This is a genomic window from Neisseria sp. P0001.S005, assembly GCF_051963715.1.
Genome location: NZ_JBQCTZ010000076.1, coordinates 1 through 16,521, shown reverse-complemented (window position 1 = coordinate 16,521; position 16,521 = coordinate 1). Strand labels below are relative to the sequence as shown.

Here is a 16,521-nt window from a genome sequence, read left to right as displayed (position 1 = left end):
AAAATCGTTTCAGACGGCCGCACCATCGAAGGCGAAGAGCTTGCCAATACCGCCAAACAATTCCTGTTGGCCAAAACCGTCATCGAGCAAGAAAGCCGCATCATTGACGAACTCGTCCTGCATGCCATGTTGCACGCTTCGCCGGTCGATCTCAGCACAGCAGAAAGCGCAGACCGCGCCGTTGCCGAATTGAGTGGCCTCTTGGACGAAAAAGAAGTCGCGCTCGAACGCATCGAAGGCCACGAAGGACACCAATTCATCAAAATCACACGCAAGCTGCACGGCAACGTGATGGTGAGCTACCTAGAGCCTAAGTTCCTCAACAGCAAAGCCTACCAAACCCTTACCCAAACCGCCGCCGCACTCAAAGGCATGGTCGGCAAAGGGGCGAAGCTCTACAAAGGCGACAACGAATACGACATCGACAGCTTTGAAGCCGCTTTGGACATCTTGATGAGCGTTGCCCAAAAAGGCATGTCCATCCAACGATACAAAGGCTTAGGCGAGATGAACCCGGAACAACTTTGGGAAACCACGATGGATCCTACCGTCCGCCGTCTCCTGAAAGTCCGCATCGAAGACGCCATCGCTGCCGACGAAGTGTTCGTTACCCTGATGGGCGACGAAGTCGAACCGCGCCGCGCCTTCATCGAAAACAACGCCCTGCTGGCGCAAAACATCGACGCCTAAGCATGGAAAGATAAAAGGCCGTCTGAAAAACTATTTTCAGACGGCCTTTTTGTTTTTGTACTTTGTTTCTTACAACTCAAATCCCAACAACTTCGCGTGTTTTAATAGAGCGTTCCAACTGATTCGGATTCGGGACAACCCAAATACCCCATTTAAAACGCACCAATCCGCTTCCGATTTATTCCACTTTCCCTAAAATCATCGCATCGCCATAGCTGAAAAAGCGGTATTCCTGTTCCACCGCATGACGGTAAACGCTGCGGATATGCTCCATGCCCGAAAACGCGCTGACAAGCATCAGCAAGGTTGATTTGGGCAGGTGGAAGTTGGTAATCAATCGGTCGGCAACATTGAAGCGGTAGCCCGGCGTAATGAAAATATCGGTATCGCCGCGACCGGCTTTCAGACGGCCTGTCTCGCGTGCGGCGGATTCCAAGGCGCGCATGGAGGTTGTGCCCACTGCCCACACTTTATTACCGCGCGCTTTGGCGGCTTCAACGGCAGCAACGGTCTCAGCCGGTACGTCAAACCACTCGCTGTGCATTTTGTGTTCTTCAATTTTATCAACGCGCACGGGTTGGAATGTGCCGGCACCAACGTGCAGGGTTACTTCCGCGGTTTCTACGCCTTTGGCTTTCAGACGGCCCAATAACTCATCGGTAAAGTGCAAACCCGCCGTCGGCGCGGCCACTGCGCCTTGATACTTGGCGTACACGGTCTGATAGCGGCTGTCGTCTTCATCATCGGCCGCGCGTTCGATATAAGGCGGCAACGGCAAATGGCCGTTTTGCTCCAAAAGTTCGTAAACGGTTTGCTCGCCTTCAAATTTCAGGCAAAACAATTCCTCCGCACGCTCCATCATGACGGCACGGATATCGCCTTCAAAAATCAATTCTGTACCCGGTTTCGGCGATTTGGACGAGCGGATATGCGCCAATGCGGTATGCGCGTCCAATACCCGTTCAATTAGGGCTTCGATTTTGCCGCCGCTGGCTTTTTGGCCGAACAGGCGTGCCTTCATCACTTTGGTATTGTTAAACACCAGCACATCGCCCGGTGCGACATAATCGGGTAAATCGCCGAAATGTTTGTCTTCAATCGGCAATGTAGGCAAGGCAACCAGAAGCCTGCTGCTGCCGCGTACTTCCGGCGGATGCTGGGCAATCAGTTTTTCGGGCAATTCAAAATCAAAATCGGAAATATCCATTGTCGTGCATAATTTAAAAAAACAGGCGCCATTATACGCGCAAAGTGGGTTTTCAGACGGCATGTTTTGTCGAAAAACCAATAAATTAGAATAAACGCTCTTGGGGAAATCACTTTTTAACGAAAATCAGCGTTCCTTTCTTTTTTCGCCGAAAAACGCCTTTTTTCTATCTTTTACTGGACATTTACCGACAAGTTCGGGAAAATAGCCGGATTCATTTTTCAGGCTCCGCCCTGTTCCGACATTATTTAAACGCCGGATGGCAAACCAGCCTTCCGACGTATCAGGAAATCATCTAAAACCACTGCGGCGCATACCTAATATGCACTTTATATGCCGCGCAAAAAAGGAAAAGCAATGGATTTGCGTAAATTAAAAAAACTGATTGATTTGGTCGAAGAATCAGGCATTGCAGAAATTGAAGTTACCGAAGGCGAAGAAAAAGTCCGCATTACGCGTACCACTGCCGCCGCAGCTCCTATTTATGCTGCTCCGGCACCTGCCGCAGCCGCTCCGGTTGCCGCCCCTGCAGCTGCTCCGGCTGCAGCCGCTCCGGCCGCCGCCCCTGCCGCTCGCGATTTGTCCAACGCGCAAAAATCGCCTATGGTCGGTACGTTCTACCGCGCCCCCGGCCCGAACGCCGCCGCTTTCGTCGAAGTCGGCCAACAAGTCAAAGCCGGCGATACTTTGTGCATCATCGAAGCCATGAAGCTGATGAACGAAATCGAAGCCGAGAAATCCGGTGTCGTTAAAGAAATTCTGGTTGAAAACGGTACTCCGGTCGAATACGGCGAGCCGCTCTTCATCATTGAATAATCCGCTTTTTCAGACGGCCTTTAGCTTTAAGGCCGTCTGAAATTCCTTTTCTGTTCATTAAGGACAAACCATGCGTCTGATTTTGGCTATTTTCTTGCCATGGCTTCAGTTTTTCACCATCGGCCGTCCGTTTGCAGGCATTATCTGTCTGATTCTGCAATGTACGCTGGTTGGCTGGATACCGGCAGCCATGTGGTCGGTTTATGCCTTGAGCCAATACAAAACCGACCAAAAAATCCGCAACGCATTAGGCGGCCGACAATAGGCCGTCTGAACCATCCGGAAAGATTATCATGCTGAAAAAAGTATTGATCGCCAACCGGGGCGAAATCGCCCTGCGCGTCCTGCGTGCCTGCCGTGAAATGGGCATCGCCACCGTCGCCGTCCATTCCGAAGCCGACAAAGACAGCCTGCACGTCAAACTTGCCGACGAATCCGTGTGCATCGGCCCTGCCGCATCCGCACAAAGCTACCTCAACATCCCGGCCATCATTGCTGCCGCCGAAGTAACCGAAGCCGACGGCATCCACCCAGGTTACGGCTTCCTCGCCGAAAACGCCAATTTTGCCGAACAAGTCGAACAATCCGGCTTTGTCTTCATCGGCCCTAAAGCCGACACCATCCGTCTGATGGGCGACAAAGTATCCGCCAAACACGCCATGATCGAAGCCGGCGTACCTTGCGTTCCCGGTTCTGATGGCGCATTGCCAGACGACGGCGAAGAAATCCTCAAAATCGCCGATAAAGTCGGTTATCCCGTCATTATTAAAGCCTCCGGCGGCGGCGGCGGCCGCGGTATGCGCGTCGTCGAGAAAAAAGAAGACCTCCTCCAGTCTGTCGAAATGACCAAAGCCGAAGCAGGCGCGGCATTCGGCAACCCGATGGTTTACATGGAACGCTATCTGCAACGTCCGCGCCACGTCGAAATCCAAGTGATTGCCGACGAACACGGCAACGCCATCTACCTCGCCGAGCGCGACTGCTCCATGCAGCGCCGCCACCAAAAAGTCATTGAGGAAGCACCGGCCCCGTTCATCACTGAAGAAGAACGCGCCAAAATCGGCAAAGCCTGTGCCGACGCTTGCAAACGCATCGGTTATCGCGGCGCAGGTACGTTTGAATTCCTGTACGAAGACGGCGAATTCTTCTTTATCGAGATGAACACACGCGTTCAGGTTGAGCATCCGGTTACCGAGCTCATCACCGGCGTGGACATCGTCCAAGAGCAATTGCGCATCGCATCCGGCCTGCCTTTGCAATACAAACAGGAAGACATCCAAGTTGAAGGCCATGCGTTTGAGTGCCGTATCAACGCCGAAGACCCGTACAACTTCATTCCAAGCCCGGGCCTGATTGAAAGCTGCCACCTGCCCGGCGGCTTCGGCGTCCGCATTGACAGCCATATTTATCAAGGCTACCGCATCCCTCCTTACTACGACAGCCTGATCGGCAAAGTCTGTGTCGTCGGTAAAGACCGCGACCAAGCCATGGCCAAAATGCGCGTTGCCCTCGATGAGCTGGCGATTACCGGCATCAAAACCAATACGCCGCTGCACCGCGACTTGTTCAGCGATCCGGGTTTCCAAAAAGGTGGTGTCAGCATCCACTACTTGGAACATTGGTTGGAAGAACGCAAAGCCAAACTGGATAAATAATCCCTTGTTTTGACTAAAAATAAGGCCGTCTGAAACGCAAAATAAAGTTTCAGACGGCCTTTTTTAAGGCGAAGCAGGCTTCTTCAAATACCGCGTGGACTTTGACGCACTGGAAAGCCTGCCCGAACTCAAAGCAGGCAAAATCGGCGCGATTTGCTGTTCGCGTCCGACCAACCCGACCGGCAACGTGCTGACCGACGGCGAAATAGCGCAGCTGGACGCTTTGGCGCAGGAACATGGGATTCCGCTGATTATCGACAACGCTTACGGAATGCCGTTCCCGAATATTATTTACAGCGATGTGACGCTCAACTGGCACGAAAACATCAATCCTCTGCTTCAGCCTTTCCAAAGTCTGCTTACCGGGCGTGCGCACCGGCATCATCGTCGCCGCGCCGGAAGTGGTCAAAGCCGTCAGCAGTCTGAACGCGATTGTGAACCTGTCGCCTACCCGCTTCGGCGCAGCCATTGCAACGCCGCTGTTGCGGGACGGTCGTCTGAAACAGCTTTCAGACGACGTCATCCGGCCGTTTTACCGCAATCAGGCACAAACTGCCGTCTCGCTGCTCAAGCGCGAGCTGGGCGCATATCCGCTGAAAATCCACAAGCCCGAAGGCGCGATTTTCCTGTGGCTCTGGTTTGAAAACCTGCCCGTTTCGTCGCAAACTCTGTACGAAATGCTCAAAGCCGAAGGCACGCTGGTTATTCTGGGCGAACATTTCTTCGTCGGCATTGACACGCAGGACTCTACCTACACGCCCGCGAGTGCATACGCATGAGCATCGCGCAGGACGCGGAAATACTGGAAAAAGGCATCGCCGCCATCGGCAGGGTGGTGCGCGGTTTGTACGATGCGGCGTAAACGGTAAAGTTGATAGCCATTCAGTCAAAAGGTCGTCTGAAAACAGTTTCAGACGACCTTTTGTCATTTATTTATTTTTTTTGAAATGAAATTAATTTTCTTTTAAAATTAACCGTTACGATCGACTTTTGAAAGAAAATACAAATGACTAAGCCCGCTTCCAGACTCAGCATCCTCAGCCTCTCCCTCCTTGCCGTTTCGGCGGCATTTGCCTCAGACGAACCCCAAGACCGAGAAATCGCCGAACTCGAAACCATCACCGTAACCGCCAGCGCGGACGCATCCAAGGGCGGTTTGATTCCTGCATTTAAAGGCGGACAGGTGGCGCGCGGCAGCCGCGTGGGTATTTTGGGCAATAAAAAAAACCTAGAATCGCCGTTCTCCAATACTGCTTACACCAATAGGCTGATTCAGGACAAACATGCGCGCAGCGTCGGCGATGTACTGCAAAACGACCCGACCGTCCGCGTTGCGCGCGGTTACGGCAATTTTCAAGAAGCGTATTTCATACGCGGCTTTGCCGCCGAATCGGACGATACCATGTACAACGGCCTTTACGGCATCCTGCCGCGCCAATACATCGCCACCGAGCTTTTCGAACGTGTGGAAGTCCAGCGCGGCGCATCCGCCTTCTTAAACGGCATGGCGCCGGGCGGCAACAATATCGGCGGCACGGTATCCGTATTGCCAAAACGCGCGTCCAATGAAGGATTGAACCGGCTGACTGCCAATTACGGTGCGGGAAAACGCGGTGGTTTGGCGGCGGACGTGGCGCGCCGTTTCGGACAAAATCAGGAATTCGGCGTGCGCGTCAATGCGGCGCACCATAACGGCAAAACCGCAATAGACGACGAAAAGTCCAAACTCAGCCTGGTCAATGTCGGCCTAGACTGGCGCAATGAAAATGCCCGCCTGTCCGCCGATTTGGGCTGGCAGGACAACAAGCTCAAAGCCACGCGTACCAATGTTACCCTGTCAGGCCTGACCGCCGTGCCGGCCGCGCCTGATGCCTCGTCCAACTGGGCGCAGCCTTGGACGTATTCCAACGAGCGCGACTGGTTCGGCACAATGCGCGGCGAATACGATTTCAACGACAACCTGACTGCCTACGCCGCCTACGGCTTCCGCCGCAGCAAGGAAAACAATTCTCTGGCAAACCTGACTGTCGGCAATGTCAACGGCAACGGATCGATTTACCGCTTTGACAACGCGCGTAAGGATAAAATCGACACGGGCGAAATCGGTTTGCGCGGCAAATTCAATACGGGCGCGGTAGAGCACGAATGGACCGCCGCCGCCAACCGGTTCCAATCCTCGCGCAAAAACGCTTACATCATGGATTGGGGCAACAAATATACGACCAACCTCTACAACCCGTCCCGCTATCCGCAACCCGCAGCCGCCAACCCGCTGTATTCGGGCAACGACATGGGCAATCCTGCTGTTACCGGCAAAACACGCCTGACCAGCTTCGCCTTGGGTGACACCTTCAGCCTTTGGGACAAACGCCTGCAATTCATGCTCGGGGCGCGCTGGCAGCAGGTACATAACAAGGCTTACGCCTATAATACAGGCGCGCAAACCGAAAATTACAAAAAATCGCGCCTCAGTCCCGCCGCCGGCGCGGTGTACCGCATCACGCCGAATTGGTCGGTGTACGGCAACTACATCGAAAGCCTGGGAAAAGGCGCGACTGCAGGCTCGACTGCTTCCATCAACGGCCGGGTCTACGCCGTCAGCAATACCGGCGAATCGCTCAAACCCTATGTTTCCAAACAAAAAGAAATCGGCACGAAATTTGAAGCCAACGGCTTCGGCGCGGGATTGGCCCTGTTCCACACCGACAAACCGCGTTCGCTTTACGTTGCCGAAAGCGGCAACACCGCCCGCTTCACCTCCGAAGGCAAAGACCGCCACCGGGGCGCGGAAATCACCGTTTACGGGGAAGTCGCACAAGGTGTGAGGCTCTTGGGCGGCATTACCCTGCTCGATGCCAAGCAGAAATCTACCGGCTCATCTTTAACTGACGGCAAACGCACCATCGGCGCGGCTAAAACCCAAGCCAACATTGGCTTGGAATGGGAAGTGCCGAAAGTGCAGGGTTTGGTATTTGACGGACGCATGGTTTACACCGGCTCTTCCTACGCCGATGCGGCCAATACGCTTAAAGTCGGCGGCTGGACGCGCTTCGACATCGGCGCGCGCTACCACACCCAAATCGGCAGGCACGAAGCCACCTTCCGCGCCCGCCTCGATAATGTTGCCAACAAGAAATACTGGGCATCCGTCGGCGGATACCCTAACAGCGGCTACCTGAACGCCGGCGCACCGCGCAGCTTCACCCTGTCGGCTTCGGTCGATTTTTAAGGGACGGGCAGCAAACGGCCTCCAACGGTCCAAAGGTCGTCTGAAACGTTTTCAGACGACCTTGGAGCCTGGGGCGTCCGACTTTGCCCTACGCTTTCGGACAACCGCCGTAAAACTCCGCCTTTGCGGCATCGGCACCGACAACGGGCAATAGATTTTGCTGCGCCGCCGCTTTCTCCGAATAACGTCAAACCCACTAAAAGGTCGTCTGAAACGTGTTCCAAATCCAAAACGCTACCTTCGCCATACCCGGCCGCTCGCTGCTGCACGACATCAGCGTCAACTTTTCCCCTAACCGCGTGTACGGCCTCATCGGTCATAACGGCTCGGGCAAGTCCACGCTGTTGAAACTGCTCACCCGCCAGAATGAACCCGCAGGCGGCAGGATATTGCTGAACGACAAAGAAATACGCGCCTATTCCGCCCGCGCATACGCCAAAGAAGTCGCCTATCTTCCGCAGCAACTGCCCGCCGCTACCGCGCTGACCGCGCGCGAGCTGGTTATGATGGGGCGTTATGCCTGGAGCGGGCTTTTAGGGCGCACGAACGATGCGGACAGACAGGCGGTGGAACAGGCGTTGCGGCTGACGCATACGGAAAAATTTGCCGATCAAATCGTCGATACGCTGTCGGGCGGCGAACGTTCGCGCGTCTGGCTGGCGATGTGCCTGGCGCAGCAAAGCCGCTTTTTGCTGCTGGACGAACCGCTTGCCGCTTTGGACATCGCCCACCAAATCGACGTGATGGCACTGGTGCGCAAGCTGTCTCGCAATTTGGGTTTGGGCGTCATCATCGTCATCCACGACATTAATCTGGCGGCGCAGTATTGCGATGAACTGGTCGCGCTCAAACAGGGACGGCTATTAAAAACGGGCAAACCCGCCGACATTATGACCGCAGAAGTGTTGAAAGACATTTACAGCGTCGATATGAACATCATCGCCCATCCTGAAAACGGCTGCCCCGTGGCATTGCCTTGACGCAGGCAAACCGTCCCGCCGCATAAGTTCCGACCATAAAATCCGCCGCCCGAATCCAAACCGGATGACATCGCAGATCATTGTGGAATACCTGTATCCGATATGTTTCAGACGACCCTTTATTCAAAAACCGAAAGACCTTCCAAGCTCATGTCCCACCGCTTTTCAGACGACATTCCCCGCCTTACCGCACGGCTGTTTTTTACCGCTGCCCTCCTGTTTTCCCTGCCTGCACCCGCCGAACCGCGCGTGGCGACTTCGGACTGGACGGTCGCTGAAACACTGACGGCGATGGGGCATCCGCCCGTCAGCGTTGCCGACCGCCGCGTGTACGATACCTGGGTGAACCATCCGCCGCTGCCCGCTGCCGTCAAGGAAGCGGGGCTGCGCTTCCAGCCGAATTTGGAGCGGCTGTATCAGATAAAGCCTGATTTTTTCGTGCAATCTTCCTGGTATGCCGCCGCCAAGTCCCAGTTTGAAAAAATCGCCCCGGTACGCGAAGTGGATTTCGGCACGGCAAAAGGCATCGAATATGCCCACACGGTCGAAGCCACGCGCAGGCTGGGTAAAATCATCGGCGACCCTGCCGCTGCCGAAAAGCTGATTACCGGTACGGAAAACCTGTTTGCCCGCGCCAAACCCGCGCTTTCGGCATATCGCGGCCGCCCGTTTGCGGTGGTGCAGTTTGCCGACGGGCGGCATTTGCGGATTTACGGCAAGACTTCGCTGTTTCAGGTCGTGTTCGACAAATTGGGGCTGAACAATGCCTGGACGGGCAAAAGCAACGAATGGGGTTTCGAAAACATCACGCTTTTAGATTTGGCAAAGCTGCCGCCGGACACGCTGCTAATCATCGTCAAACCGCATCCTCAAAATACACGTGCAACGCTCGAAAAAAGCGCGCTTTGGCAACGCCTGCCGTTCTGCCGCCCTGCAAACCGCCGCATCTTCGAGCCGTCGTGGAGCTACGGCGCACTGCCGTCCATGCAGCATTTCACTTTGCAACTGATGCGTTCGATGTCGTCTGAAAACCCGTCCGCACAAAAGGAAGCCGCATGGTAAAGATTTTCAGACGACCCCTGCCTATCCTTGCCGCCGCATTGGCAATATCGTGCGCGCTGACGGCGTTTTGGATATTGAAGCTGGAATGGACGCTGCCGTGGCTGCGGCTGTTTGACCGTCCCGACAGCCTGCCTTTGGATGCACTGATGGTGCAGAACAACACCCTGCCCCGCATGGCGATGGCACTGCTCGCGGGCGGCAGTACGGCGATGGCGACCATGCTGATGCAGCAGTTGATGCGCAATCCGCTCGCATCCGACAGTACACTGGCAGTCAGCAGCGGCGCGCAGGCGGCTTTGGTGGCGGCGACCGTGTTCGCCCCTTCCTTCCTTGCCTACGGCACGTCTGCCGTGGCGTTTGCCGGCGCAGCGGCGGCTTTGGGTGTGGTATTGCGGCTGTCGGCACGGCGCGCCCTGCAACCGCTCAGCGTCGTGCTGGCGGGTTTGGTGGTCAGCCTGTATCTGGGTTCCCTCACCGGTATCGTGATGCTGTTTTTCAGCGAAGAGACGCGCGGCGTGATGCAGTGGGGCAGCGGCTCCCTGGTACAGGACAGTTGGCGCGATACGTTGGGGCTTTTGTGGCGGATTGCTGTTGCCGCCATACTTACCGCCTTTTTAATCAAACCGTTAAACATCATGAGCCTGGGCGACACGCAGGCGGAATCGGCAGGCATACCGGTGAAGAAAATCCGTCTGCTGTCTTTGGCGGTTGCTGCATTTTTGAGTGCGGGCGTGGTCGGCTTTGTCGGCATGATGGGCTTTGTCGGATTGGCGGCGGCGACGCTGGTGCGGCAAATGGGCGTACGCACGCTGTCCATGCGCCTGATTTATTCCTTCATCGTCGGCGCACTGCTTTTGATGCTGACGGACAACGGCCTGATGCTGCTGAAACACTACCGCGGCACCGATCTGCCCGCCGGCGCTGTAACTGCCCTCGTCGGCGCGCCGCTTTTGTTGTGGCTGACGGCGAAAGCACCTCCGCGTCCTTCGTTTCAGACGACCTCCGATATTTCAACCGCCGCGCCGCACGTCCCGCGCCTCTTGCGTTTTCTGCTGCTTATCGCCGTCGCCGTATCGGTATTGGCGTTTACGGTCGGACGCTATGACGAAACCCTGCGCCTGACCATAGACCCGGAATATTTCGTATTCCGCTACCCGCGCGTGCTGCTCGCCGCCGCCACCGGCACCATGCTCGCGTTGACCGGCGTCATACTGCAAAGGCTGACGCAAAACCCGATGGCGGGACCCGAACTCTTGGGCATCAGCTCTGGAACGGCATTCGGCGCGATGTCGGTAGTGATGCTGTTCGGCATTACCTCGGGCAGTGGCTGGTTTTGGCTGACAGGTATCGTTTCCGCTCTCGTATCCTTGGGGCTGTTGATGCTGTTCAACCGCAAAAACGGATTTACTCCCGAAAAAATCCTGCTTACCGGCATGGCGCTGGCCGCACTCGCCGATGCCGCCATCCGCATTTGGATGGCAACCGGCGATTTCCGCGTACAACTGCTTTTATTGTGGATGTCAGGTTCGACCTATCAGGCAACGCCCGAATCCGCCCTTACCGTCAGCCTCCTCGCCGCCGCCTCGCTCCTCATCATCCTCACGCTGCAACGCTGGCTCGGACTGCTCAGCCTGAACGCAACAATCGCCCGCTCCGTCGGCATCAACGTCTCCCTCGCACAGCTGGTGCTGATCGTCTCAAGCGCAGCGTTAACCGCCTTATCCACACTGCTTATCGGCCCCTTGAGCTTCGTCGGACTGCTTGCGCCGCATCTGGCCCGTATGCTCGGCGCACGCCTGCCCAAACAGCAACTTGCTGCCGCCGCACTCATCGGCGCATCGGTTATGATGACGGCCGACTGGCTGGGCAGACAGGTAATGTTCCCTTACGAAGTCCCCGCCGGAATGATGGCCACGCTCATAGGCGGCGCATATTTCATGATGATGATGCGCAAGCTTTAATGCGAACAGAGATACAAAAAGGTCGTCTGAAAACAGTTTCAGACGACCTTTTTGTTTAACATGTTTATTCGATAATAAAAATCTAACAAAAATAAAATCTCAATTGATAATAACAATATTAAATTGAAGTCATAGTTTCAATAGTCAAAACCTTTCTGTATAGTTCTTTTCATAGCTTAAGTGAAAGGAAAAACAAATGTCGATACAAGAAATTTATGAATGCCAAGAAACCGGCTACGAATATGCTTTTCGGCAAATCGTTTTATAAACTACTGACCATTTCACAAAGGAAACCATCATGACTACCTCCAAATGCCCTGTTACCCACCTGACCATGAACAACGGCGCGCCCGTTGCCGACAATCAAAACAGCCTGACCGCAGGCCCACGCGGCCCACTGCTGGCGCAGGACTTATGGCTGAATGAAAAACTTGCCGACTTCGTGCGCGAAGTCATCCCCGAACGCCGCATGCACGCCAAAGGTTCGGGCGCGTTCGGTACGTTTACCGTGACACACGACATCACAAAATACACCCGCGCCAAAATCTTCAGCGAAGTCGGCAAGCAAACCGAAATGTTCGCCCGTTTCACCACCGTGGCAGGCGAACGCGGCGCTGCCGATGCGGAACGCGACATCCGCGGCTTTGCGTTGAAGTTTTATACCGAAGAAGGCAACTGGGATATGGTCGGCAACAACACGCCCGTGTTCTTCCTGCGCGACCCGCGTAAATTCCCCGACCTGAACAAAGCCGTCAAACGCGACCCGCGCACCAATATGCGCTCTGCCACGAACAACTGGGACTTCTGGACGCTGCTGCCCGAAGCCCTACACCAAGTCACCATCGTCATGAGCGACCGCGGCATCCCCGCCAGCTACCGCCATATGCACGGCTTCGGTTCGCATACATACAGCTTCTGGAACGAAGCGGGCGAGCGTTTTTGGGTGAAATTCCATTTCCGCAGCCAGCAAGGTATTAAAAACCTAACCAACGAAGAAGCCGCAAAAATCATCGCCGACGACCGCGAAAGCCATCAGCGCGACCTGTACGAAGCCATCGAGCGCGGCGAGTTTCCGAAATGGACGATGTACATCCAAGTCATGCCTGAAGCCGATGCGGAAAAAGTGCCGTATCATCCCTTCGATCTGACCAAAGTTTGGCCGAAAAAAGACTATCCGCTGATTGAAGTGGGCGAATTCGAGTTGAACCGCAATCCCGAAAACTTCTTCGCCGATGTGGAACAATCCGCCTTCGCACCGAGCAACCTCGTTCCCGGTATCGGCGCCAGCCCCGACAAAATGCTGCAAGCCCGTCTGTTCAATTACGCCGATGCGCAGCGCTACCGCTTGGGCGTAAACTTCCGCCAAATTCCCGTCAACCGCCCGCGTTGCCCTGTTCACAGCAACCAACGTGACGGACAAGGCCGTGCCGACGGCAACTACGGCAGCCTGCCGCACTACGAACCCAACAGTTTCGGCCAATGGCAACAACAACCCGACTTCGCCGAGCCCCCTTTGAAAATCAACGGCGACGCGGCGCACTGGGACTACCGCCAAGACGATGACGACTATTTCAGCCAACCGCGCGCCTTGTTTAACCTGATGAACGACGCACAAAAACAGGCTTTGTTCAACAACACCGCCGCAGCCATGGGCGATGCACCAGACTTCATCAAATACCGCCATATCCGCAACTGCTACCGTTGCGATCCGGCATACGGCGAAGGCGTAGCCAAAGCCCTTGGACTGACTGTCGAAGATGCTCAAGCGGCACGAGCCAACGATCCGGCTTTAGGTCAACCTGGTTTACTGTAAGGAGGCATTATGTGGATAGAAATTGAAGAAATCTTGTCTCAAGCTGTCCGATACAGCCGTTCGAGCAAAAAGTAACGGTTTAGATCATTAAGCAGGCCGTCTGAAACGCAAAATAAAGTTTCAGACGGCCTTTTTTGATGATGAAGTTTATTTGATTGCTTCTGATTCAATGGAACTGGCTACCCTTTCTCTACAACTCCTCATGCACCCTCTCACGCTTCCCACTGGCAAATAAAAACCGCACGGCTGATTACCGTGCGGTTTTGCTTTTTATCTGACAGGTTTCAGATGGCCTTACATCATGCCGCCCATACCACCCATGCCGCCCATATCAGGCATAGCAGGTTTTTCTTCAGGGATTTCAGCGATCATACAGTCTGTGGTCAGCATCAGGCCGGCGATGGATGCGGCGTGTTGCAGCGCAGAACGGGTTACTTTAGCAGGGTCGAGTACGCCCATTTCGATCATGTCGCCGTATTCGCCGGAGCCTGCGTTGTAACCGTAGTTGCCTTTGCCTTCCAACACTTTGTTCACCACCACGCTAGGTTCGCCGCCTGCGTTGGCAACAATTTGACGCAGAGGAGACTCAACGGCGCGCAATACGATTTGTACGCCTGCGTCTTGGTCGGCATTGCCGGTGTGCAGGTTTTCCAAAGCAGCACGGGCACGCAACAAGGCTACGCCGCCACCTGCAACCACGCCTTCTTCAACGGCTGCACGGGTAGCGTGCAGCGCGTCTTCCACGCGGTCTTTTTTCTCTTTCATTTCGACTTCGGTAGCGGCACCGACTTTGATCACTGCCACGCCGCCGGCCAGTTTAGCCACGCGCTCTTGCAGTTTTTCTTTGTCGTATTCGCTGGTCGCGGTTTCGATTTGTTGGCGGATTTCGGCAACACGCGCTTCGATTTGGGCAGCGTCGCCGAAGCCGTCGATGATGGTGGTGTTTTCTTTACCGATTTCGATGCGTTTGGCTTGACCCAGGTCGTCCAGAGTCGCTTTTTCCAGAGACAGGCCGACTTCTTCGGAAATCACCACGCCGCCGGTCAGGATAGCGATGTCTTGTAACATGGCTTTGCGGCGGTCGCCGAAGCCCGGGGCTTTCACGGCAACGGTTTTCAGAATACCGCGGATGTTGTTCACCACCAAAGTAGCCAAGGCTTCGCCTTCTACGTCTTCAGCGATAATCAAGAGCGGACGGCTGGCTTTGGCCACTTGTTCCAAAACAGGCAACAAATCGCGAATGTTGCTGATTTTTTTGTCGAACAACAATACAAACGGATTGTCCAAAGCAGCGATTTGTTTTTCAGCGTCATTGATGAAGTAAGGAGACAGGTAGCCGCGGTCGAACTGCATACCTTCAACCACGTCCAGCTCGTTTTCTAAAGATTTGCCGTCTTCAACGGTAATCACGCCTTCTTTGCCGACTTTTTCCATCGCTTCGGCGATAATCGCGCCGACTTGTTCGTCAGAGTTGGCAGAGATAGAGCCGACTTGGGCTATTTCTTTAGAAGTGTCGCAAGGTTTGGCGATGTTTTTCAGCTCGTCAACCAAAGCGGCAACGGCTTTGTCGATACCGCGTTTCAGGTCGGTCGGGTTCATGCCGGCGGTCACGTATTTCATGCCTTCGGCAACGATGGATTGCGCCAATACGGTTGCAGTAGTGGTACCGTCGCCGGCTACGTCGTTGGTTTTGGACGCCACTTCTTTCACCATTTGCGCGCCCATGTTTTCAAACTTGTCTTTCAATTCGATTTCTTTTGCAACAGACACACCGTCTTTAGTGATGTGCGGGCCGCCGAAAGCGCGGTCGAGTACCACGTTGCGGCCTTTAGGGCCCAGAGTTACGCGTACGGCGTTTGCCAATACATTGACGCCGTTTACCATTTTTTGGCGAACTTCATTGCCGAATTGTACGTCTTTTGCTGCCATTTAAATTCTCCAAATCAATATTAAAAATCTGTTCGAGGCCGTCTGAAAACTTCATGTTTGATTCAGACGGCCTTTGGTTCTGAAACTTAATTCAACAATTATTCAACGATACCGAAGATGTCTTCTTCACGCATTACCAACAGCTCTTCGCCGTCGGCTTTTACAGTTTGGCCGCTGTATTTGCCGAAGATCACTTTGTCGCCGACTTTGACATCCAGCGGACGGCGCGCGCCGTCTTTACCAATTTTGCCCGCACCCACGGCGATTACTTCGCCCATGTCGGGTTTTTCAGCAGCCGCACCCGGCAAAACGATGCCGGAGGCGGTTTTTTCTTCAGCTTCTAAGCGTTTGACGACTACGCGGTCGTGTAAAGGGCGGATGGTCATGTCTTAATGCTCCGATAAATAAATAGATTGAAAACAATTGTCTGTCGGACATGACAGACACGGTTTGCTTGGAAATAGCGACACGCTTATGGAAAGCCTGCCGTAATGGCGGGTAGATTTGGGTTGTTTGCGACAAATTCAAGGGAAAAAGTAAAAAATTCTATGCAGTCTTTCCAAATATTTTCATACGCAAAAATGCCCGATCACTTATTTTTCAGACGGCCTGACATACAAACTGCAAAATTCGTTTAAAAACAACACAATTCCTTTACAAATGCAACACAACTCTTTACAACTATTTCTTTTCAATGCATTATTATAAATGATGATTATTCTTAATTGCATATTTTAAAGATAATTTCTCTTTATTTGCTTTTATTTTTTTATTACTGTCATTTTATTAAGGACATTTCTCAATGAATACGCCCCTGTTCCGACTGAGCCTGCTGTCACTGACACTGGCGGCCGGTTTTGCACACGCAGAAAATGAAGCCAAAGACAATGTTGTGCTTGATACCGTTACCGTTAAAGGTGACCGCCAAGGCAGCAAAATCAAAACCAATATCGTCACCCTTCGTCAAAAAGACGAAAGCACATCAACCGATTTGCGCGAATTGTTAAAAGAAGAACCTGCCATCGATTTCGGCGGCGGTAACGGCACATCCCAACACATGACCTTGCGCGGCATGGGTCAGAACTCTGTCGACATCAAGGTAGACAACGCCTATTCCGACAGCCAAATACTGTATCACCAAGGCCGTTTCATCATCGACCCTGCGCTGGTCAAAATCGT

Annotated in this window: 12 protein-coding genes and 2 pseudogenes; 11 read left to right on the top strand and 3 right to left on the bottom strand. The window is 54.1% G+C overall.

The features are described from left to right. Nucleotides 1-690: pseudogene (gene gyrB / locus ACTHSP_RS10710) on the top strand (DNA gyrase subunit B); the annotation flags it as partial. A 178-nt stretch (nucleotides 691-868) separates the two neighbouring features. Here gyrB and queA read toward each other — a convergent pair. Next, nucleotides 869-1,897 (bottom strand): tRNA preQ1(34) S-adenosylmethionine ribosyltransferase-isomerase QueA, encoded by a 1,029-nt coding sequence (queA, locus tag ACTHSP_RS10705; protein ID WP_440346085.1) that lies wholly within the window; start codon nucleotides 1,895-1,897, stop codon nucleotides 869-871. A gap of 357 nt (nucleotides 1,898-2,254) precedes the next feature. Between queA and accB the strand changes: the two genes are divergently transcribed. The 9 genes and pseudogenes from accB (at nucleotide 2,255) to katA (ending at nucleotide 13,413) form a co-directional block, all read left to right on the top strand. Next, nucleotides 2,255-2,713, top strand: a complete 459-nt coding sequence (gene accB / locus ACTHSP_RS10700; protein ID WP_070504010.1) for an acetyl-CoA carboxylase biotin carboxyl carrier protein — start codon at nucleotides 2,255-2,257, stop codon at nucleotides 2,711-2,713. A gap of 70 nt (nucleotides 2,714-2,783) precedes the next feature. Then, entirely contained in the window at nucleotides 2,784-2,978 is a 195-nt protein-coding gene (locus ACTHSP_RS10695) for a YqaE/Pmp3 family membrane protein (protein ID WP_039862547.1), read from the top strand. A 28-nt stretch (nucleotides 2,979-3,006) separates the two neighbouring features. Continuing rightward, nucleotides 3,007-4,368, top strand: coding sequence for an acetyl-CoA carboxylase biotin carboxylase subunit (accC, locus tag ACTHSP_RS10690; RefSeq protein WP_440346084.1), 1,362 nt, complete (start codon nucleotides 3,007-3,009; stop codon nucleotides 4,366-4,368). A gap of 67 nt (nucleotides 4,369-4,435) precedes the next feature. Beyond that, nucleotides 4,436-5,230, top strand: a pseudogene (locus ACTHSP_RS10685) (aminotransferase class I/II-fold pyridoxal phosphate-dependent enzyme); the annotation flags it as partial. Nucleotides 5,231-5,374: 144 nt separating this feature from the next. Then, nucleotides 5,375-7,597, top strand: a complete 2,223-nt coding sequence (locus ACTHSP_RS10680; protein ID WP_440346083.1) for a TonB-dependent receptor — start codon at nucleotides 5,375-5,377, stop codon at nucleotides 7,595-7,597. 215 nt (nucleotides 7,598-7,812) lie between these two features. Further along, the gene (locus tag ACTHSP_RS10675) at nucleotides 7,813-8,577 is read left to right on the top strand and encodes an ABC transporter ATP-binding protein (protein WP_314511854.1); all 765 of its coding nucleotides are present in this window, start codon (nucleotides 7,813-7,815) and stop codon (nucleotides 8,575-8,577) included. A gap of 150 nt (nucleotides 8,578-8,727) precedes the next feature. Then, nucleotides 8,728-9,639, top strand: a complete 912-nt coding sequence (locus ACTHSP_RS10670; protein ID WP_314511855.1) for an ABC transporter substrate-binding protein — start codon at nucleotides 8,728-8,730, stop codon at nucleotides 9,637-9,639. Beyond that, nucleotides 9,633-11,600, top strand: coding sequence for a Fe(3+)-hydroxamate ABC transporter permease FhuB (fhuB, locus tag ACTHSP_RS10665; protein ID WP_314511857.1), 1,968 nt, complete (start codon nucleotides 9,633-9,635; stop codon nucleotides 11,598-11,600). Before ACTHSP_RS10670 ends, fhuB begins: the two co-directional genes overlap by 7 nt. Before the next feature lie 298 nt (nucleotides 11,601-11,898). Beyond that, nucleotides 11,899-13,413 carry a catalase KatA gene (gene katA / locus ACTHSP_RS10660; protein WP_440346082.1) on the top strand — a complete coding sequence of 505 codons (1,515 nt, stop codon included), beginning with the start codon at nucleotides 11,899-11,901 and terminating at the stop codon, nucleotides 13,411-13,413. Nucleotides 13,414-13,707: 294 nt separating this feature from the next. Here the strand turns inward: katA and groL are convergent, their stop codons facing one another. Beyond that, complete coding sequence (groL, locus tag ACTHSP_RS10655) at nucleotides 13,708-15,342, bottom strand: chaperonin GroEL (RefSeq protein WP_049322649.1); 1,635 nt, start codon at nucleotides 15,340-15,342, stop codon at nucleotides 13,708-13,710. Nucleotides 15,343-15,440: 98 nt separating this feature from the next. Beyond that, entirely contained in the window at nucleotides 15,441-15,728 is a 288-nt protein-coding gene (gene groES / locus ACTHSP_RS10650) for a co-chaperone GroES (RefSeq protein ID WP_003744509.1), read from the bottom strand. A gap of 416 nt (nucleotides 15,729-16,144) precedes the next feature. On the opposite strand from groES, the gene ACTHSP_RS10645 reads away from it, so the two are divergent. After that, the coding region (locus ACTHSP_RS10645) for a TonB-dependent receptor plug domain-containing protein (protein WP_440346081.1) at nucleotides 16,145-16,521 on the top strand (377 nt) is incomplete at its 3' end.